The 21,831-nt window shown below is 45.8% G+C and carries 13 protein-coding genes; 6 read left to right on the forward strand and 7 right to left on the reverse strand.

The window, feature by feature from the left end:
- Positions 1-234: 234 nt before the first annotated feature.
- The gene (locus ACQRBJ_RS03600; protein WP_294968634.1) at positions 235-669 is read right to left on the reverse strand and encodes a GNAT family N-acetyltransferase; all 435 of its coding nucleotides are present in this window, start codon (positions 667-669) and stop codon (positions 235-237) included.
- 146 nt (positions 670-815) lie between these two features.
- The gene (locus tag ACQRBJ_RS03605) at positions 816-2,294 is read right to left on the reverse strand and encodes an L-fucose/L-arabinose isomerase family protein (RefSeq protein WP_294968637.1); all 1,479 of its coding nucleotides are present in this window, start codon (positions 2,292-2,294) and stop codon (positions 816-818) included.
- 276 nt (positions 2,295-2,570) lie between these two features.
- On the opposite strand from ACQRBJ_RS03605, the gene ACQRBJ_RS03610 reads away from it, so the two are divergent.
- Positions 2,571-5,135: a transglycosylase domain-containing protein gene (locus tag ACQRBJ_RS03610; protein WP_441931593.1), complete on the forward strand. Its 2,565-nt coding sequence runs from the start codon at positions 2,571-2,573 to the stop codon at positions 5,133-5,135.
- Positions 5,136-5,144: 9 nt separating this feature from the next.
- The gene (locus ACQRBJ_RS03615) at positions 5,145-6,881 is read left to right on the forward strand and encodes an ATP-dependent DNA helicase (RefSeq protein WP_445302873.1); all 1,737 of its coding nucleotides are present in this window, start codon (positions 5,145-5,147) and stop codon (positions 6,879-6,881) included.
- Positions 6,882-6,943: 62 nt separating this feature from the next.
- Here the strand turns inward: ACQRBJ_RS03615 and ACQRBJ_RS03620 are convergent, their stop codons facing one another.
- The 4 genes from ACQRBJ_RS03620 to ACQRBJ_RS03635 all read right to left on the reverse strand — a co-directional run bounded on the left by ACQRBJ_RS03620 (position 6,944) and on the right by ACQRBJ_RS03635 (position 14,880).
- Positions 6,944-9,364, reverse strand: coding sequence for a glycoside hydrolase family 95 protein (locus tag ACQRBJ_RS03620; RefSeq protein ID WP_445302896.1), 2,421 nt, complete (start codon positions 9,362-9,364; stop codon positions 6,944-6,946).
- A gap of 238 nt (positions 9,365-9,602) precedes the next feature.
- Positions 9,603-12,458 (reverse strand): putative LPS assembly protein LptD, encoded by a 2,856-nt coding sequence (locus tag ACQRBJ_RS03625; protein WP_445302874.1) that lies wholly within the window; start codon positions 12,456-12,458, stop codon positions 9,603-9,605.
- Between the two features lie 37 nt (positions 12,459-12,495).
- Positions 12,496-13,038, reverse strand: coding sequence for an HDIG domain-containing metalloprotein (locus ACQRBJ_RS03630; RefSeq protein WP_295346065.1), 543 nt, complete (start codon positions 13,036-13,038; stop codon positions 12,496-12,498).
- 66 nt (positions 13,039-13,104) lie between these two features.
- Positions 13,105-14,880 carry an oxaloacetate decarboxylase gene (locus ACQRBJ_RS03635; protein WP_445302875.1) on the reverse strand — a complete coding sequence of 592 codons (1,776 nt, stop codon included), beginning with the start codon at positions 14,878-14,880 and terminating at the stop codon, positions 13,105-13,107.
- 351 nt (positions 14,881-15,231) lie between these two features.
- Between ACQRBJ_RS03635 and ACQRBJ_RS03640 the strand changes: the two genes are divergently transcribed.
- Positions 15,232-16,521 carry a hypothetical protein gene (locus ACQRBJ_RS03640; protein WP_441935980.1) on the forward strand — a complete coding sequence of 430 codons (1,290 nt, stop codon included), beginning with the start codon at positions 15,232-15,234 and terminating at the stop codon, positions 16,519-16,521.
- A gap of 19 nt (positions 16,522-16,540) precedes the next feature.
- Here ACQRBJ_RS03640 and ACQRBJ_RS03645 read toward each other — a convergent pair whose 3' ends face one another.
- Complete coding sequence (locus ACQRBJ_RS03645; protein ID WP_217760956.1) at positions 16,541-17,239, reverse strand: HAD family hydrolase; 699 nt, start codon at positions 17,237-17,239, stop codon at positions 16,541-16,543.
- A 126-nt stretch (positions 17,240-17,365) separates the two neighbouring features.
- Here ACQRBJ_RS03645 and ACQRBJ_RS03650 point away from each other — a divergent pair, with 126 nt between their 5' ends.
- The 3 genes from ACQRBJ_RS03650 (at position 17,366) to ACQRBJ_RS03660 (ending at position 21,429) form a co-directional block, all read left to right on the forward strand.
- Positions 17,366-17,497, forward strand: a complete 132-nt coding sequence (locus ACQRBJ_RS03650) for a hypothetical protein (protein ID WP_441931588.1) — start codon at positions 17,366-17,368, stop codon at positions 17,495-17,497.
- A 1,003-nt stretch (positions 17,498-18,500) separates the two neighbouring features.
- Positions 18,501-20,744 carry an inorganic phosphate transporter gene (locus tag ACQRBJ_RS03655; protein ID WP_445302876.1) on the forward strand — a complete coding sequence of 748 codons (2,244 nt, stop codon included), beginning with the start codon at positions 18,501-18,503 and terminating at the stop codon, positions 20,742-20,744.
- A 277-nt stretch (positions 20,745-21,021) separates the two neighbouring features.
- Positions 21,022-21,429, forward strand: coding sequence for an Hsp20/alpha crystallin family protein (locus ACQRBJ_RS03660; protein WP_295346038.1), 408 nt, complete (start codon positions 21,022-21,024; stop codon positions 21,427-21,429).
- Positions 21,430-21,831 lie beyond the last annotated feature (402 nt).

A 21,831-nucleotide genomic window follows, 5' to 3' on the forward strand; every position in this document is an offset into this window, starting at 1 on the left:
GTGCAAAGGTACTAATTTTCTGCAAATAATCACTATTCACAAAATATCACAAAATGTTCAAAAATGCCGTTTCTTTTAGTGGCGGAGTTCTTAGAAACAAAAAGAGTGGCTCTTTGCAGTTTTAGGCACGGATTACACGGATTCCTTATAAGAAGAAAAATCGCTTCAATTGCATTAGCGCCATAAATCCGTGTAATCCTTGCCTTATTTATACTCTCCTCGCTATATGGTATTTCAGAATTTCATTTTATAGACATTGGTTTCCCGTTTTTCAAAGCCCAGGCTCTGATAGAGCTGGTTGGCAACAATGCGAGAAGGGCGCGAAGTAAGCATCAGGGTTACATTCCCCCTGTTCTGACATTCTTCCATCGCCTTTCTAACCATCAGTTTTCCATATCCCTTGCCGCGATGGTTCTGGTCAACCACTACATCTTCTATCCATGCCTTCCTTCCTGTAGGACATTGATAGATACAGAGAGTTACCATTCCGATGATTTTCTCATCATATTCCAAAGCATAGAGATGGCTTTGAGGTGAGGCGATAAGACTGTTCAATTCTGCCTCAGTAAAGGTATGCGAACTGGTACTCAGCTGCGCAATCAGTCTGTTAATCGCTTCCAGATAATCAGGCTTCAAATCTTCTATTTCTATAAATCTTGGTTCATTCATGGTGCAAACTTAGCACATATTTCGGAGATTGCCAAGAAGAGCATCTGTTATTTTATCTTTTTTAATAATCACATCAATAGAAAAGGCGATTGCCATTCCTATTGCAGGAAAAGCAATCGCCTTTTTTATTTCATACGAATCTTATCTTACTTCCAAGGATTCTCGGTTGGGTAAGGCAAGCTAGCTGGCTGGTTGTAAGCGATATCCTTGATGCCAAGATACTTGAATACCTCGAACAAGGTCTTGCCTACATGAGAGAATGCTACGGCTCCGTGGTGTGGATAACCCTTCTGAATCAATACGTGACGATAGAAGCGGCCCATCTCGTTGATGGCGAAGATACCGATACCACCGAATGAACGGGTAGGAACATCGAGAACCTCACCCTCTGCGATGTAGCTGCGGAGGTTGCCCTCTGAATCGCACTGCAGACGGTAGAATGTGATGTCAGAAGCTGCGATATCACCCTCCAAAGTACCACGGGTGAAGTCTGGTGTACAACCATTCTCCAACAAACGGTTCTGGATGAGCTGATACTTAATCTTACGGCTTGAGCACATCTTGCACTGTGGAGTGTTACCGCAGTGGAAGCCCATGAAGGTATCAGTCAACTTGTAATCGTACTTGCCCTTGATGTCCTCATCATAGATATACCGAGGAACTGAGTTGTTGATATCGAGCAATGTAACGGTATCGTCAGAAGCACACATACCGATGTACTCAGACAATGCACCATAGACATCAACCTCGCAAGCTACAGGAATACCGCGGCTAACGAGACGGCTGTTTACATAGCAAGGCTCGAAACCGAACTGGCTTGGGAATGCAGGCCAGCACTTGTCAGCGAATGCTACATACTGGCGAGAACCCTTGTGAGCCTCAGCCCAATCGAGCAATGTCAACTCAAACTGTGCCATTCTACGGCTGAGATCAGGATAGTAGCAGCCTTCGCCCATCTCCTTGGCCATATCAGCGCAAACCTCGTCGATACGTGGATCGTTCGCGTGCTCCTTATAAGCTACGAGGAGATCGAGCTCTGAGTTCTCCTCAATCTCTACACCCAGTTCGTACAAGCCCTTGATTGGAGCGTTGCAAGCGAAGAAATCCTGAGGACGTGGACCGAATGTGATAATCTTCAAGCCCTTCAAACCGAGGATGACGCGAGCTACTGGTACGAAGTCTGCAATCATCTTAGCTACTTCCTCTGCTGTACCAACAGGGTACTCAGGGATGTAACCCTTCAAATGACGCATACCGAGGTTGTAAGAGCAGTTGAGCATACCGCAGTATGCATCACCACGACCATTGATCATATCTCCGTCACCTTCAGCAGCTGCTACGAACATAACAGGACCGTCGAAGTTCTTTGCAATCAAAGTTTCAGGGGTCTCAGGACCGAAGTTACCAAGGAATACAACCAAGGCGTTGCAGCCCTGCTCCTTTACTTCGGCCACAGCCTTGAGCATATCTTTCTCGTTCTCAACTGTAGTCTGACAGTTGAAAATTTCACCCTTGTACTCTTTTACGATGTTCTCACGGCGCTGAGTAGAAAGCGCGATTGGAAAACAGTCACGGCTAACGGCAATAATACCGAGCTTTACTTGTGGAATGTTGTTGCTTACCATAATTATATATGTTTTTATTTAAGTTTTTATATATATGCTTGTTTTTTGCTGAGGGCAAAGGTACAAATATTTTTGATTTCTGCAAGCAAATTCTGAGTTTTTTTTCCGTTCAAAATATAAAAAAACGTTTATTTATACCCAAATGTAACATTTGATAAACTTCCTGAAACATTTTATCCCCCCTAATGGATATCCAAAACAAATAAAAAACTGAATGAATGATGATATTTCGAATAAAAGTTGTATCTTTGCACCGATAAAAACAGATAAGTTAATATGAATAAAATCAAAACAGTCTTTGCCGGAATATGGCATAAGCTATGTGCTTTCTGGGCTTGGTACAAGAGTTTGTATCAAGGTAGGTCTTGGTATACCAAGACCATTGTCGCATTCGTCAGTTGTATCATCGCCTTCATTATTTATCTGGGCGCAGTAGACATCAACTTCCTGTGGCTTTTCGGTAAGTCACCAGGCTATTTCTCCGGTATTCTGAATCCGCAGACTTCAGAGGCATCAGAGATATATAGTGCCGATGGCAAGCTGATTGGCAAATACTTCAACGAGAACCGTACACCTGTAAAATATGAAGAGGTGAATCCAGCCTTCTTCAAGGCTTTGATTGATACGGAAGATGAGCGCTTCTACAAGCACATCGGTATCGACCCTATCGGTGTATTCGGTGCTGCCAAAGACGCCCTCCTGCATCATGATGCCCGTGGTGCGTCTACCATCACACAGCAGTTGGCTAAGAACATGTTCCGCGTACGCTCGCAGTATTCTACCGGTTTGCTGGGCAAGGTGCCTTTGCTCCGACTGCTCATCATCAAGAGCAAGGAGTGGATTATTGCCGTAAAGCTGGAGACCGCTTTCTCCAAGAAGGAAATCATCACCATGTATGCCAACACGGTAGATTTCGGAAATAATTCATACGGTATCAAGACTGCAGCCAAGACCTACTTCAATACGAATCCAAAAGACCTGACTGCAGATCAGGCTGCTATTCTGGTAGGTATGCTCAAGGCAACTACCTATTATAATCCGCGCACCAATCCAGAGAACAGTCGGGTGCGCAGAAACACCGTATTATATAACATGTTGACTCATGGCGATCTGTCTCGTACCGAGTATGAAGAGCTGAAAGAGCTTCCTATCAAACTCGACTTCAAGGTAGAGGAGAACTATGACGGACAGGCAAAATACTTCCGCGTAGCCGTAGCCGATTATCTGAAAGACTGGTGCCAGGAGGAAGGTTATGACCTCTACTCAAGCGGTCTGAAGATTTATACAACCATCGATACTCGCATGCAGAAGTATGCCGAGGATGCTGCCCGCAAACAGATGAAGCAGGTACAGCAGAACTTCAACAATCACTGGAGCATCCGACGTACTCAGGCTGGTAAAGGAAAATGGCTGGGCGAAGAACCTTGGCAGGACGAGAACCACAAGGTGATACCAAACTTTATCCAAGGCATTGCTGAAAAGCAGCCTTTCTATAAGAATCTGCTGGCCAAATTCCCAAACAATCCAGATTCTGTCACCTATTATTATAAGGAGTGGGTTCACCCTGTCAAAGTGTTCGATTACGACAAGGGAAGCATCACTATCAACATGACTTCTGAAGATAGTATCAAGTATATGACTACCTTCATGCACAGTGCTTTCGTAGCCATGGAGCCACAGACAGGAGCCGTGAAGGCATGGGTGGGCGACATCGACTTCGACCACTGGAAGTATGACAAGGTAACAGCCGAGCGCCAGCCGGGTTCTACCTTCAAGCTCTTCGTTTATACAGAAGCCATGAACCAGGGATTGACTCCTTGCGACAAGCGCCGCGATGAATATATCTCTATGCAGGTATACGATAAGAAGAAGCACGAGATGACAACCTGGACTCCTGGCAATGCCAACGGTTCATTCTCTGGCGATAGCATCCCACTGAAGAATGCATTTGCCAAGAGTATCAACTCCATTGCCGTAAGACTGGGTCAGGAAATGGGCATCAAGCGCATCATCGAAACCGCCAAGAAAATGGGTATCGACAGTCCGCTCGATGATACTCCATCACTCGCCTTGGGTTCCAGCGATGTCAACCTGCTGGAGATGGCTTGCGCATACAGCACCATCTCTAACAACGGTAAGCATCACGACCCTGTATTGGTGACCAAGATTGTTGACCATGACGGCAAGGTGGTTTATGAAGGACCAAGTACAGAGGAACAGGTTATTCCGTACAAGAGTGCCTTCCTGATGCAACAGCTCCTGCAGGGTGGTATGAGAGAACCGGGTGGTACCTCACAGAGTCTCTGGGGCTATGTAGGTAATTACCGTGACACAGAATTTGGCGGTAAGACCGGTACAACCAATAATCACTCTGACGCATGGTTCATGTGTGTAAGTCCTAAACTGGTAGTTGGTGCCTGGGTAGGAGGAGAATACCGATGCCTCCACTTCCGAACAGGAGCCTTGGGACAGGGTGCCAGAACAGCATTGCCTATCTGCGGTTACTTCCTGCAGACGCTCTTCGCTGATCCTGCATTCAAGGAATATCATGCCAAGTTCGATAAGCCAAAGGACGATGACATCACAAGAGACATGTATATCTGTGCCAGCTATGCACCAAAGCCAAAGGTTGATACAACACAGGTGGACAGTACTGCCTTCACAGAAGAAATTCTCCTTGATGAAAACGGAAACCCTATTAAGAAGGAAATTCCGACAGTGAAGACGGATGGAGAGGCTACAACAACCACCCCAACTACCACTCCTGCTGCTACAGAAGAAAAGAAAGAGAAGAAGAAGGCTAAGCCAACAGAACAGCCTATCAACTTCGATGACCTCTAATAGAATAATATGATTGATCTCGATAATGCGGAGTTGCAGAATGCACTCCAAATCATACAGTTTACCCGTCGTTCGCTTTTCCTCACCGGAAAGGCGGGGACGGGTAAATCTACTTTTCTACGTTATATCGCTGCCAATACCAAGAAAAAACATATCGTCCTGGCACCTACAGGCATCGCAGCCATCAATGCCGGTGGAAGCACCTTGCACAGTTTCTTCAAGTTACCTTTCCACCCATTGCTGCCCAACGACAGTATGTATTCGGTGCGCAATATCCGAAACACACTGAAGTATAATTCTGAGAAAATCAAGATTATCCGTGAAGTAGAGCTCATCATCATAGATGAAATCAGTATGGTACGTGCCGACATCATCGATTTCATCGACAAGGTATTGCGAGTATATTGCCGGAACATGAGAGAACCGTTCGGTGGAAAACAGCTTCTGCTGGTGGGCGACATCTATCAGCTGGAACCCGTTGTCAGAGAAGACGACCGCAAACTGCTCAATCCTTTCTACCGCAGCAGTTTCTTCTTCGATGCCAAGATTTTCCAACAGTTCCAACTGGTCAGCATCGAACTCAAGAAAGTATACCGCCAAAGCGACCCTGTCTTTATCGGTATCCTCGACAACATCCGGACCAGTCAGGCAAGAATGCAGGACCTGAAGTTGCTAAACCAGCGTGTTGGCGCCCAATTGGATGAAGGCGACTCCAAGCTTGCCATCACCCTGTCCACCCGTCGCGATACAGTAGATTACATCAATGACAGTCAGCTCAAGCTTTTGCCTGGCGAACCTTGCCTCTTCCGGGGACGTATACAAGGAGAATTCCCAGAAAGCAGTCTGCCAACCCCTATCGAGCTTTACCTGAAAACGGGTGCTCAGATTATCTTTATCAAGAACGACATCGAGCACCAATGGGTAAACGGTACGCTGGGCACCATTATCGGCTTTGACGAAGACGAGAATGCCAAAATTTATGTACGCACAGAAGAGGGAAAAGATGTGATGGTTGAACCTGCTGCCTGGAGCAACATGCGATACCATTTCAATGAGGTGGAAAAGAAGATTGAGGAAGAGGAGATTGGAAGATATGAGCAATACCCTATCCGACTTGCCTGGGCGATTACTGTTCATAAGAGTCAGGGACTGACCTTCAATCAGGTAAAGATAGATTTTACCGGCGGTGTTTTCGCTGGCGGTCAGACCTACGTAGCCTTATCACGTTGCACCAGTCTGGAAGGAATCAGCCTGCAGGAACCTATTCGCCAAAACGAGATATTCGTCCGCAACGAAGTCAAGCAGTTTGCCCGTCATTACAACGACCAGAGCACCATCCATACGGCTCTTACACAGAGTAAGGCAGACAAACAATATCATGATGCTGTCAAGGCATACGACAAGGGAGACATGCAAGCAGCTCTGGATAACTTCTTCCTAGCCATCCATAGCCGTTACGACATCGAGCACCCTCTTGCCAAACGTTTCATCCGTAAGAAACTCAACAAGATGAATGAACTGCAAGCGGAGAACGAGCGTCTAAAGGAAGTAATCAGGCAGAAAGATGAAGAGAAAAAGAAACAGGAGAAATTCCTCAAGCGCCTTGCCACGGAATATGTCATCATGGGTAAGGAATGTGAGAGAGCCGAAATGAAAGAAGCGGCCATCACCAATTACCAGAAGGCTCTCACCCTCTATCCAGGACATCCAGAGGCTAAGAGAAGATTGAAGCATCTCAAGGAATAATCATAAAAAAGTGGTTGAAAAAACGGAAAGTACATCCGTTTTTTCAACCACTTTTTTATTGATTAAAACTTAACCTCATAGGTCTTGCCCTTCTGGGTCTTCATCTTCTTCACCTTATCTCCATATCTTACCTGGCAAGGTTCACCGGAACCAGAGAGGATAACAGCCTTGGTAAGGCGGCCGTTGTCCCAATAGATATCCACCGTGAAATTACCCTTGGCACGGAGTCCTTTGATGGAACCCTTCTGCCATGCATCAGGCAGGGCTGGCAGGAGATGGATAAAGCCCATATGGCTCTGCATCAACATTTCGGTGATACCCGCAGTACCGCCAAAGTTACCGTCTATCTGGAATGGAGCATGCGTATCCCAGAGGTTGTCCAATGTACCATTCTTCAACAGGTTGCCATAAAGCTTGTAAGCATGGTTGCCATCGTGCAGACGAGCCCACTGGTTCAACTTCCAGCCCATAGACCATCCGGTAGCACCATCACCACGATGTTCCAATACCACCTTGGAAGCCTTTGCTAATGTAGGAGTAGTAATAGGCGAAATGGTACGGCCAGGATGCAGACCGAAGAGATGGTTCACATGGCGATGCTCATCCTTAGGATCATCAATATCCTTCGACCATTCCATCAACTGTCCATAGCGACCAATCTGGTAAGGAGCAATATGCTTCAGGGCATCTTCCCACAATTTGCGATCCTTGGCATCCTTGCCCAGAATCTTACTGGCCTCTACAGCATCAAGCAGAATCTCACGAATCACGGCATGAGCAAAGGTTGCACCTTCGTCTATCGGTCCGTGCTCTGGAGATGTGGAAGGAGCTGCTGTATAAACACCATCCTTGCGATGCCACAGATAATCTGTTGCGAAGTTGGCACTTCCCTTGATGATATCGTATGCTGTCTCGCTCAGGAACTTCTTATCGCGGGTATAGTCGTAATAATCCCAGAGATGGGTAGCCAACCATGGACCGGCGAATGGAGAGAAGTTCCACGACATATCCTCGCTTGACAGCGGAGAGGTGAAACCGAAGATGTTGCTGGATACAGATGTAGTCCAGCCACGGGTACCGTAATATGACTTGGCAGTCTTCTCACCCGGCTTCACCTGTGTCTGGATGAAGTCGAAGAGCGGAAGCTCACACTCGCTCAGGTTGGTGGTGCAGGCTGGCCAGTAGTTCATCTGCAGATTGATGTTGTTATGGTAGTCAACACGCCAAGGACCATCCACGTTGTTGTGCCATACACCCTGCAGGTTGGCAGGCATGTTGCCTGGACGCGAAGAGGCGATGAGCAGATAGCGGCCAAACTGATAGTAGAGCTGCTCCAGATAGAAATCCTTTGCCCCCTTGCGGTAGTTAGCCAATCGCTCATCGATTGGCATATCGTTGGCGTTATCCACATCATTCAGATTCAGGCTTACACGATTGAAGAGACGGCTATAATCCTTGTAATGCTCCTCCAGCAACTGTGCGTAACCCTTGCCCTCGGCCTTGCTCACCCAGTCCAGAGTAGTAGCCAGCGGATCCACGCCCACATAGGTTTTAGGATCATTGTAATCCGGATTATTGTTTGCCTTGTAATCGGTATCGGCAGAAATGAGGAATACCACCTCGTCAGCACACTTCACGGTCAGCTTTCCACCTTCGTTCGACAGGTTACCACCCTTGTTGATGGCACGGATGCGGACAGCATACTGCATATCGTTGTTATCGAGACGTGCATCCCAAAGCAGCCCATTCTTGCCATCAGCCACCATCTTGCCTGTAGATACAGGGTTAGGCGCATAAGAGAATACGAGATTCTGCCTGCCCGGACGGGAAGCCTTGTAGCGGATAGCCATCACATTGGCTGGATAAGAAATGAAATACTCACGCTCATAGTTTACACCATCCTTGACGAAAGAAACGGTAGCCAATGCCGAATCGAGCGACAAGGCACGGCGATATTTGGACATACCCACAGTGCTCAATCCTGTCTCGATATACGCCTCACCCATCGTAGTAAAGCTACCGAAACGGAATGGATCTTCTGCATAAGACTCGTATGGCACAGGACTGTTGAAGTTCTTGCGGGTGAGCTGGGATGCCTTTTCCCAATCGTTGGCAGCGAAGGCATCTCTGATTTCCTGCATCACATGGGCAGAATTCTTGTTCACATTCCAATAATAGGCAGCGCCCTTCTTGGTATTCGGACCGCCACGCCAGAGCGTCTTCTCATTCAGCGTGATGCGCTCAGCCTCCACGGACCCCAGAATATTGGCTCCGATACTGCCATTACCGATAGGCAATGACTTTGACTCCCAATCAGGATCGGGATTGCGGGCGGTATCACCAGCAGAGATAGGTTTCTTGTTTGTCCATTTCTCGGGATGACCACCATACCAGATTTGCTGTCCCTTCAAGGTGACAGGCGTGTCAAACCAGTAAGACAATGGAGTCTTCTGCTGTGCAGAAGACTGAAGTGCTCCCAGCATAGCCAAGGTAAAGATTGTTACGGTTTTCTTGTTCATGATGTATATAAATTTAAATTTTCAATTATTATTTTCAATTGCTATTTTGGGAATTATCCAAAATATGATTTTCCATATCCGGTACAAATTTACGATTAATATCTGAAATAACAAAGATATATCATAAAAAAACGAGAATAACCGGTGTTTTTTTCAAATACCCGTTATCCTCGTTTGATTTCTATTTGATTCCCTAGCCAAATCAATACCACTTGACGGCGTTAGAATAACCACTACGCTTATCATACTTCAGCGCATCCGTCAATGTAGCTGCATTGCATCGGAAGGTGAAGTTATAACTGGTATATGGCGCAAGTACTACTGAACAACTCATATTGAAGCAGTGGAGATCTCGAGCCAGACTGGCTGTAGTCATACTAATCTTGGAATTCTCGAAGTCGTAACCGGAAGAGAAACTGATGTTCCATCCATCACTCAAGCGAACATTACCACTCATGTTAAGCGTCTGTGTAAACTTGTATGGATAGCGCATGGACTTCTCGTTGAATTTCTCTCGTCGAGTATCCTCACGCATCGTAACACCATATCCAAAGGTCAAAGACCAAGGCATCTTGAATGCCATATAACCGTCGGTGTCGGTCTTTGCTTTACCACCGCCACTCTTCTTGGCTGCCGTCTTACCCTTCTCGATATTATCATCCACGTTGCTTTCTATGTCGGTATCCATACCTTCATCGTCATCATCGCTCTTCCTGTTCTTGTCCTTATCATCATCATCATCATCGCCACCACCGAAGAGTTTCTTCAACTTTTCCGGATTCAGCGTGAATGAGAAGTTCTGAGACATTCCCTGGAATCGTCCAAATCGACCCTTGCCCCACTCTGTGTGGTTGCCAACAAACACATTACCCTGATCATCCAGTTCATATGCGTATGTAGCAAAGACAGCATTCATATTGAATGTGTAGTTCTTCCACCACTTGAGACGGAGGTTGATATTCATATCGCTCCAAGGGCGAACCTTGGCTGCGGTGTTGTAACTCATATTGATGTCGAACGCATCAATGAGACTCACCTTCTTGAGACTGTCGTTCTTATCTCTCCATTTCATCTCCAGGTTATTGCCCAGAGTGAAGGAAATGTTACCACTCTTGCCCTTACCCGGCACACCGTAAAGTGCATTCTGATATGGTGAATAACTGACGAGCGATACGTTACCATCAGCATCGGTCTTCTGATAAGTATCCCAGAATCCATATCGGCTAGCACCGAAGTCTGGCGCATAACTGAAGTTGACCGTCGGAGTGAAAACGTGGCGAATCCTGTCAATCCTATTGCCGAAGAGCTTACGGTTAGGAATCCAGAATCCATACAGCTTGGTAGAGAGACCTACACTCATGTTCCAGTTATAAACATTGTTGAAACCATATATGGTATCACTCTTCTCAACCTGCTTTTCGCTATCCCATGATTTCTCCACCTTATTGGTATACATACGGTCGGTGAAGTTGAACGAAGGACTCACATTGAGATATTTGAAGAGAGTGAACGATGCACTCACTGGTATCTGATGCTGCCATCCGTTGCGCCAGTCCTTGATAAGCGAACTGTGCATCAGCTTATCCTCCTTGGTATTGATACTGTTAGAGATATGTCCTGTATAACTCATGGCGATTTTCTCGTACCATTTCTCATCACCCACCATCTTCTTTCTTCTGAACGGATAGAATCGGGAGATAGAGATGTTGAGGTCTGGCAAGGTCATCGCTATCGAAGAGTCACGCATGTTCTGCGAAAGATTGGCTGTAGAACTGAGCGACATACCGATGCTGGAGAACGTTGTACTCCAGTTGACAGAAGAGGTTCGAGTACTCTGCGTCATCGTCTGCGGATTATAGAGTGAACTCAGATTATTCCGCTCATAGCTGGATGTGGCAAAGTTGACACTTGCCGACAACGAACTGAACGGATTAGCCTTTGAGTCTTGTCTATGACTCCACTGCAACTTGAAGCTCTCCTGCTCTGTGAAATCAGGCATACCCTTGTCTCCATTCTTCGTATCCTGGTAACTGAAGAAGAAGGAACCGGAATACTTATATCGCTTGCGATAGTTGCTTGCCGCCGAAAGTCCCCAAGATCCCTTGGTATAGATTTCTCCGAGGAGTTTCAAGTCCCACTTGTCACTCATGGCAAAATAATAACCACCATCCCTGAGATAGAATCCGCGCGCACTCTCATCACCGTATGTCGGCATGATGAAACCGCTGCTGTAGCTCTTGGAGAACGGGAAGAAACCGTATGGTATGGCTATAGGAACCGGCACATCGCACACCACGAGATGAGCAGGTCCGAAGACCACATCCTTATTCGGTCGCATCTTGGCACGTGAGAGTGAGATATAGAAATCCGGATGCGGATCATCACAGGTGGTATAGGTGGCATGTTTCAGATAAACCGTACCAGAAGAATCTCGCTTCGATTTCATACCTCGCAAGAAACCATCTTCCTGCGCTGTATATACATTATTAATAAGAGCCTTCTTGCTCTTGAAATTAAACTTAATCGTGTCGGTATCGTAGGTATCACCTCCTATCTTGAAGATTGGCTTTCCCTTGACACCTTCCTTAGTAGAAGAATCGGGAGTACCCATTGCCTTCACATTGCTCTTGTCGAGATCCATGGATATATGATCAGAAGAAAGATCCATGTTCTGGTACTTCACATTCGAATTACCAAAGAGATGCGCTACCTTGTTATGAGCATCATAGACCAGCGAGTCGTCTGCCTGATAACTGACCGGCGCATCAATACCACCCGACTTCTTACGGTTGATACTATCCTGATGGATACTGTCATCCACTACCTTATTATGTTTCCATATAGCCTTCTGCAGCGAGTCCATCTGGGTGGTATCGGCCTCCGTACTGATGATTTCATTGCCGAGAGAATCGACAAAGACGGAGTCGCCCACAGCCACGGCAGTAGAATCCACCTGAGCCTTCTTGTCTTTCTTTTTAGAAGGCATACCCGGGTTTGCCACCATCATGCATGAGATGGCAGCAAACATCAGTGCAGCTATAGTTGATTGTTTTCTCATTCAGAAATTATTGTTAAGAAGTCACCCAACTGAACTTCTATCCTATTTCAAACATCCGCTCCCATTCCTGGAAGCGCTTTACTCCTTCCTCGCCAAACTTAGCGAGACTTTTCTCTGCCTTTTCAATACTCTTTTCCTTGTCGAGATGAGTCTTGCTGAAGAACTTATCAGCATAGCAGATTACCTTTTCCTCCATTGTTTCGGGCAGAAAATCCTGGTGAGGCAGAGGCAGTTGCTGCTTCTCGATCTGCTCTTTTGTGATGCCGGCACCTGTATGGCGCTCACATACCCGAGCATGCCGCTCATAACCTTCCTTACGCAAGAGTTCGGCACCCAATCTACCATGACAGATATATGGTTGCGAGCCAAAACACATGATGCCGGGAGCATCGGTCATGAAGATTCCTATATCGTGAAGCATCGCTGCTTCCTCGATAAACTGGGCATCCAAACGCAATTCAGGGTGAGACGAAACAATCTGTAGCGCTTTTTGCGCTACAGATTGACTATGTGTAATGAGGATATGACGAAGCTCATTATCCTCAGGATAATACTTATCAATTAATAATTTATAATTCATAATTAATAATTATTCGTAGCCGTCCACAACGGCGCAGCCTAATTGTTAATTCTTAATTATCAATTCTTAATTATTCTCGCGCTCAATGTAAGCGATGACATCACCCTTGCGGATCTTGCTGCCCTGCTTAGCATTGATTTCTACAAGCTTGCCACCCAATGCAGCAGGAACTGTCTCGAACTCGCCCCATGGAGCGAGGATGTAGCAGAAGGCATCACCTTCCTTATACTCCTTACCGATGAATGGCTCTACAGCTGGCTGGCACTCGCCTTCGCCCTGGAACTCCCAGAAAATCTGACCTGCAACTGGTGCTACGATAGCATCAGCCTTGGCGTGCTTGAATTCAGCGAGCTGAGCTGGTGTCAAGGTGCTGCCGAGCTTGGCATCCTTTGCCTTCTGGAGGTCAGCCAGGAAGTTCTTCTTAGCCTGACCGCTCTTGTAATTGCGATACTGCTCTGGGTGCATGGCAAGTTCGAAGAGCTCCTCGTCGTCCTGACCATACTCCCAACCATTCTCGTCCATCTCCTTCTTGAAGTCGTCGAGTGCATTAGTAAGCAATGTATGAGCATCAACATCTGTAAACTCACGACCCTGCTTCTTGGCAAGCTCTACGAGTTCTGGATCAATCTTTCCAGGAATCTTACCACTCTTACCGAGAATCATACCCCACATAGAATCGTCCATCATCACGAAGCGGCCCTTGCCCTGCTCCATAGTGAGAAGGTTCATCAATGAAATGTTCTTCACGTACTGGCTGAATGGTGTTACCAATGGAGGATAACCCACGCGTGGCCATACATACTCTACCTCGTCGAAGAGCTTGATCAGGAGGTCGTCCATAGACAACTCTTCCTCACCCTTCTTCTTGCGGATATTGTTGATAGTCTGACGCATACCGCCGAGGTCTGCCATCATAGAACCCATCATACCGCCAGGGAGACCGCAACCGAGCAACAATGAAGACATAATCTTGTTACCTGGGTTGATGAAGTAGCCCAACCACTCGTCGATGAACTCCTGAGTCATGGCACGAGCCTTCATGTAAGCGCTCATATTAATCTCAGGAACCTCAAAGCCCTCGTTCTTCAGCATGCTGATGACAGAGATTACGTCTGGATGAACCTTACCCCATGACAATGGCTCGATGGCAGTATCGATGATGTCGGCACCATTGTTGCAGACCTCGAGGATAGAAGCCATAGAGAGACCAGGACCAGAGTGACCGTGGTACTGGATGATGATCTCAGGATACTTGTCCTTGATCATCTTGGTAAGCTTACCGAGGAATGCAGGCTGACCGATACCAGCCATATCCTTCAAGCAGATTTCCTCTGCACCTGCAGCGATGAGCTGGTCGGCGATGTTCATATAATATTCGAGAGTATGAACAGGAGAATTGGTAATACAGAGTGCACACTGTGGAGTCATACCACCCTCCTTAGCCCATTTGATAGAAGGAATGATGTTACGAACATCGTTCAAACCATCAAAGATACGGGTGATGTTGGTACCCTGCTTAGCCTTTACCTTGTACATCAAGGCACGTACATCGTCTGGCACAGGGTACATGCGAAGAGCGTTCAATCCACGGTCGAGCATGTGAGTCTTGATGCCCACCTCGTTGAATGGCTTACAGAATGCACGAACTGCATCATTAGGATTCTCACCTGCGAGGAGGTTAACCTGCTCGAAAGCACCACCATTGGTCTCTACACGGCTAAAGCAACCCATTTCAATGATAACTGGGGCAATCTTAGCCAACTGATCCTTGCGTGGCTGGAACTTACCAGAACTCTGCCACATGTCTCGGTATACGAGACTGAACTGAATTTTCTTCTTCATTCTTATTATTAAATTTCTTTTTTTCTATTATATATAATTAATGTGTATCCGATGCTCTCAAGCTCGCAAAAGCCAAGGCATTCCATACCAAGGTGCAAAATTAGACAAAAAATTCGAGAAATCAGACTTTTCCCCTCATTTATTACATTTTCTGCACCGAAATTATTAATTATTAATTATTAATTGCCAAACTGAGAGAACAAAAATGAGAAATATAGGGGAATAAATACAAAAAATGGTTGCGAAATTTTGTTTTGTCTGCTTTTCTCAGTACCTTTGCACCCGTTTTTGGAATAACAGAGAAAAAGACAAAAATCTAGTTACAAAATTTATAGACTATTCAAGCAGAATATGGCGAACAATACGAAAAATCATCAATTACCTATCTGGACAGAGGTAGAGTATACAGCATTATGTAAGAATCCGTTCATTGACACTCCTTTCTTCATTCCAAAGGAATCGAAGGTCTTCCTATGTCGTGAAGACGGCAGCAGAGAGGAACAGCGAATGATTTTCCTGGTCTTTAAGTCTACCGCTGCTGCAAAAGATGCAGAATGGGAAGACGACCCTATTCCTGGCGAATTGTGGGTAAAGCCTTTGGAGGATGACGACACAGAGGAATATGAACCTGCAAAAATCATCTATCTCGGACAGGATATTGATGACTTTATCAATGTGGTTAGCGAAGATGACAATACTATTACATTCGACTTCTACTGGCGTCACGGTGAGGTAAAAGTAGAGAAAGCAGAAAAAACCGACAAAGGATTCGTATGCAAGAAGGAAGACTTCGGCGAGGAGGGTCTGCGCCTGACTCTCATTCCAGAGGAGGACGGCAATCCGTTCTCTCTCACCCTGCAGATTCCATACATCGGATTCTCTCTGTATGACGCTGAAGACCACAAAGTACATGGAGAGATAGAAGTGGCACACGACCAGATAGACAACTACCGCTACGAGTTCGTAGGCAACGATACCAACGACCGTTTCTCATTGCATCTCGACAATGACAAACTGATTTATATCTGCGTATTGCGCCCTGAGAGTGCACAGCTGGTGGTACGCGACCAGCGCGAACGCCTTTCCGTGGTAGACCAGATTCCGTCAGAAGGTAAGCTGAGCCAGCTGATGATGAATGCTCATTCTGCACTCATCAAGAACAAGAACTACCGTTGGCGCGTGAACATCTCTGGCAGTTCCATTGCCCAGGAGGTTGAATTGGAAATCAATCCAGAGAGTCTCGTTGCATTCATCAAGGAGCAGATGGCTAAAGGAACCGACATGGATACCCTCGGACAGCAGCTCATCGCCATGGAACAGAAGTATGCCTTCCAGTGGTTCTGGTTGAAGGACAGCGACTGGAGTCATGACGACCCGATGTTCGACATGTTCATGAACCAGCTTGTAGCATTCTCGTTCGTCACCCAGAAGCCAATCCAGGGCGACCAGCTGCAGGCACGCAACAACAAGCGCAAGATCAAGCGTTGCGCCAAGCTCATCAAGGCTCATCAGAAGGGAGAAATCAGCCTTTGGGAAGAGGAAGAGGAACAGCGTAAGGAGATTCTCCATCTCTTCAGCACCTTCCACGGTCCTTTCACAGAAATGCTGGAATCATTGAATGATGAGTCTGGAGAAGATTAAAAAATATCCTCGGATTATTTTATAATATATCGAGGAGTTCCTCGAATCTTGAGATACGTCGGAGCTTCGGATGTTCAAATTCCTCTATTTTTTCATGTGCCCATGTGGTATGAAAAGGAATATGGACAGCCGAAGCTCCGATTTTTAATGCAGGAGCAATATCACTCTTGAAACTGTTTCCCACCATCACCAGCTCGTCGGGAGTTACATCCAGTTCCCTGCAGAGACGATGATAAGCCTTGGGCGTCTTGTCGCTCACGATAGTCACCACATCAAAATACCGCTGCAGTCCCGAACGCCACAACTTATTCTCCTGATCCATCAACTCACCCTTGGTGAAGACTGCCAGCTTATATTTCTTCATCTCACGGAAACAAGCCAAGGTTTTCTCTACCCCTTCCAAAGGCTTGGCATCAAGATGCAGGAGGCTCTTACCCAAGTCCACAATTTGGGCGATGACATTCGCCTCCACCTTACCATGACTCACCTTCACCGCATTCTCTACCAGGGATATGGTGAAAGCCTTGCAGCCATAACCCAAATCAGCCATATTTTTACTCTCCGTCTCGAAGAGAGCAGCAGAAATATCCTTTTCCTTTCCATATTCCGCAAGCAGCTCGCAATACTCATGCTCCACGTCCTCGAAATAGTTTTGTAATGCCCAGAGCGTATCATCGGCATCGAAGGCTATCGCCTTGATATTCTTCAGTTTTTCCATACTTTTCATTTCTTTTAGTTGCAAAGTTAATGTTTTTATCCGAAAAGGAAAACAATTTATTCTGCTTTCTTTTGCATATACCAATATTTTTCGTAACTTTGCCCAAAATTCAATAAAAGCAACAATATGAAATACCCTATAGGATATGCTCGTGAGTATGCAGCTGACAAAAGAAAGACATACCAGATAGGCTGCAACTTCTCATCTGAGACAGGTACAATTGATGGCTGGAAGCTGCAGATTTCTTCAGAGGCTTAAGAACAAATAAAACACCGTTTGAAATTTTCTTGTTTAATGAAGATTCCAAACGGTGTTTCATTTTATTTTTTACATATCATTTCTCTTCATACCCTTCAAGCAAGAATAGCGATAATTATAATTTTTCTTACTAAAGAACGGATGGAAAGTCTGTAAGTTTCATGTGCCATCCTGTAGATTTCAAATGCGAATGGGGACATTTCACTTATTGTCTTACTAGGGCACAACATTGCCCCTAGGCGGGCAACTTTTTGCCGTCTAAAGATAAATATTACTACGTCGGGATAGAGATTTCTACATGCCTATAAAACGTTTCGCCAAAAGCATAAAGGCTGACGGAATTTTTCTGTACGTAAGCCCTGCTTTCAAATCCACTCTTCACTCTTCACATATATGGCATAAGCATCTGAATACAAACCACTTACTGCGGTGAAGAGTTATGCCGACTCTTCACAACTCTTCACCACTCTTCACCTTTTGGGATTCTATAGAGACCCGTTCCAGACTTCTATTGTGACCATCATCAGGCTTCTATTGTGGCTTGCATCAGGCTTCTATTAAGCTTAGCTTAAGCCTCCTTTAAGCTTGGTTTAAGCCTCCTTTGAACTTGGTTTAAGCCTTAGATAAAGTTTACGTAAGGCTTTGTTAAAGTTTACTTGAGCCACTTTCCGATTTTCAGAGCCTCCAATTTCCCTTATAAACAGCAGAAAAATCAATCGGGTGAAGAGTGGTGAAGAGTGGTGAAGAGTCAGCGTAACTCTTCACAGACACAAATACCTCATATTCAATAATTTACACCACATCTGTGAAGAGTGAAGAGTAGAATTAAGAGTAGAGTTTTTTCTTTCGTTTCAGAACATCTTAACAATATTGTAACACCTGTTTAAATCACCTGTAACATCGTACTCGTACCTTTGCACCCGGAAAAGCAAGGGGAGAAATGTATCTAGCTATGTTGAGACAAGCCCCTATATAATAAGGTATATAAACATTAATAAAAAATATGAGTACGATTTATCTTTGTATTGTGATCTTCCTGCTCTCTCTGGCAGTGTTTGATCTCTTCGTGGGAGTCAGCAACGATGCTGTCAACTTCCTGCAATCTGCCATCGGAGCTAAGGTGGCTAAGTTTCGCACGGTGCTCATCATCGCATCCTGCGGTGTAGTACTAGGAGCCATCATGTCATCGGGAATGATGGACATTGCCCGACACGGCATCATGAGTCCAGACCACTTCACCTTCGAGGAAGTGATGACGCTCTTCCTAGCCGTCATGGTGACGGATATCATCATCCTGGATGTGTTCAACACGCTGGGAATGCCTACTTCAACCACCGTCTCCTTGGTGTTCGAGCTCCTGGGAGGTGCCTTCATCCTCGCAACTCTGAAGATGTATGGAGACGATAGTCTGAACTATGGCGTATTGCTCAACAGTAACAAGGCTTTGGAGGTAATCATGGGTATCTTCTCATCTGTCATCATCGCCTTCGTATTCGGTGCCTTTGTAATGTGGCTTTCACGTATCGTCTTCACCTTCAACTATCGCAAGCATTCACGCTACAGCATCGCCATCTTCGGTGGTATCGCCTTCACGGCCCTCTCTTACTTCATCTTCATGAAGGGATTGGGCAAGAGTCCTTACCTGCCAGCTGAGTGGCGCAATTATATCGATCAGAACCTTGGCTTGCTGCTCTGCATCACCTTCGTGAGTTCTGCCATCGTGATGGAGTTCCTGCATCTCTGCCGCATCAACATCTTCAAGTTTACCGTGCTGATGGGTACTTTCGCCCTGGCGATGGCTTTCGCCGGTAACGACCTGGTGAACTTCATCGGTGTGCCTCTCGCTGGTCTTTCTTCTTATCAGGACTATATGGCGAATGCCAACGGTGCTGCTCCAGACCAGTTTATGATGACTTCTCTGATAGACAGCGCCAAGACCACTCCAGTATATCTCCTTGCAGCCGGTGCCGTGATGATCATCGCCATGGCAACTTCCAAAAAGGCTCAGAACGTAATCAAGACTTCTGTGGATTTGAGCCGTCAGGACGAGGGTGACGAGATGTTCGGCAGCTCTTCTGCAGCCCGTGTCATCGTCCGCAACTGCCAGGCTACAGATTCATGGTTGAAGCAGTTTATGCCAAAGGCTCTGATGAACTGGATCAACAGCCGTTTCGACAAGAAAGATGTAGAGCTGGAAGAGAGCGCTGCCTTCGACGTGGTTCGTGCAGCTGTAAACCTGGTATTGGCAAGTATGCTCATCACCATCGGTACCAACCTGAAGTTGCCACTCTCTACTACATACGTAACCTTTATGGTGGCTATGGGTTCTTCACTGGCAGATAGAGCTTGGAGCCGTGAGAGTGCCGTGTTCCGTGTAACCGGTGTATTGAGTGTAATTGGTGGTTGGTTTATCACTGCCGGTGTAGCTTTCGCAGCCTGTGCCATTATCTGCCTCATCATGCACTTCGGAGGTGTAGGTATCCAGAGCTGCTTCATGGCATTGGTTATCTTCCTGCTCATCCGCAGCAATATCCAGTATAACAAGAAGGCTAAGGAAGAGAGCAAGGGCAGTACCTTCCAGTTGATGATGCGCTCACACGATCCAGAAATAGTATGGGATCTGCTTCGTCGCCAGGTATCCCGCACCCAGAGCTTCGTCTGCCACTTTGCACTCAACGAGTTCAACCAGATTATGGATGGTCTTGCCAACGAGAATCCTAAGTATCTCCGTCATGCCAACAAGGACTTGAAGAAGGAGCAGGATATGCTGAAGAAGTTCCGTCGCCAGGAGATGCTCGGTTTGAAGAAATCGCCAATGGAGATTGCCATCGAGCGCAACACCTGGTTCCATCTGGGAGCCAACAGCAACCAGCAGTTCATCTACTCTCTGCGCCGTATGCTCGACCCAATCAAGGAGCACGTGGACAACAACTTCAACCCACTCCCAGCAGAATACACCAAGGAGTTTGCTCCTGTACGCCAGAAGATCAACGACCTGATGCGTATGAGCTGCGAACAGATTGAAACCAACCGCTACGAGAACTACCGCGAGATTCTCGCCGAAGCAGATGCCTGCAAGGATGAGCTCAGCGTACTTCGCAAGAAGCATATTGACCGCATCCAGCATCTTTCAGATAATTCTCTGATGCAGATTTCACTGGTCTACCTGAATGTACTGCAGGAGAGCCAGGAATTCTTGAGCGTGATGAGACACCAGCTCAGAGCTGCCAAGAAGTTCATGGAGTAATAAAGAACCGAGGGGACTCTCGGTGAAACCGAGAAGAACGGCGACTCTCTTGTTAAAAATTAGAAGCCCGGCATTCGTGACAGAATGTCGGGCTTTTTATTTTGTTTGGAGGGTTTTTATTTGCTTTTCTTCAGCTTTTCTGCCGAAATGACAGAAATTTCCACTTTGGTATAAGGATTGCAAAAAGAGAGAATGTAAGCGGATAAATAATTCGCTACACAACATTAAATAATAACGAATAATAATAATTAAAATATAATCGGAGGTTAAGATTATGATGTACAGAAATTCTTGGATACCAGAGGTATTTAACGGACTCTTCAACGAGGGTAATATGCAGAAGGCTAATACTACAGCCCCAGCCATCAACGTAAAGGAGTCTTTGACAAAATATACAGTAGAACTTGCAGCCCCAGGAATGCGCAAGGACGACTTTGAGGTAAATCTCAATGAGAACGGTGATCTCCATATCAAGATGGAGAACAAGCGCCAGCCAGAGCAGGAGGAGCACGTATATTTGCGTCGCGAGTTCTCTTACGCTAAGTTTGAGCAGACCCTGATTCTCCCAGACGATGTCAACAAGGAGAAGATTTCTGCCAGCGTAGCTGACGGTGTGCTCACCATCCAGTTGCCTAAGATGCAGAAGGAAGAGCAGAAGGTAGCTCGACAGATTACTGTGGGCTAACACTCTCAGCTAGGTTTCAGTTTAGGCTTAGATTTCCATCTAAGCCAAACTCCATTAGTTTGTTTTAGGTTTAGATTAAGTTTATATAAGTTGTTAGTTAGTTAAGACAAAACAGATTGTTAGTTTGTTCAGATAAAATAGGTTGTTAGTTGATAAAAAGATTGTTAGATTAGGTTTTTAGGTTGATAAATTTTGGTTTAACAATAAATTTCGTCCCAAGTGCTAGTGATAGTACTTGGGATTTTTTTGCAGATATTATCATCATTTATTGAAGATATTTTCATAAATATTTGGCAGATAGGAAGAAAAGTTGTAATTTTGCAGCCGTTTTCGCACCAATGGGTAGTTCCCATACGTGCAATTATTAACTCGAGTGCTTGGTAAACCTCGTAAAAAACAAGA

This window comes from Prevotella sp. SGI.167 (assembly GCF_050313615.1).
Lineage (GTDB): Bacteria > Bacteroidota > Bacteroidia > Bacteroidales > Bacteroidaceae > Prevotella.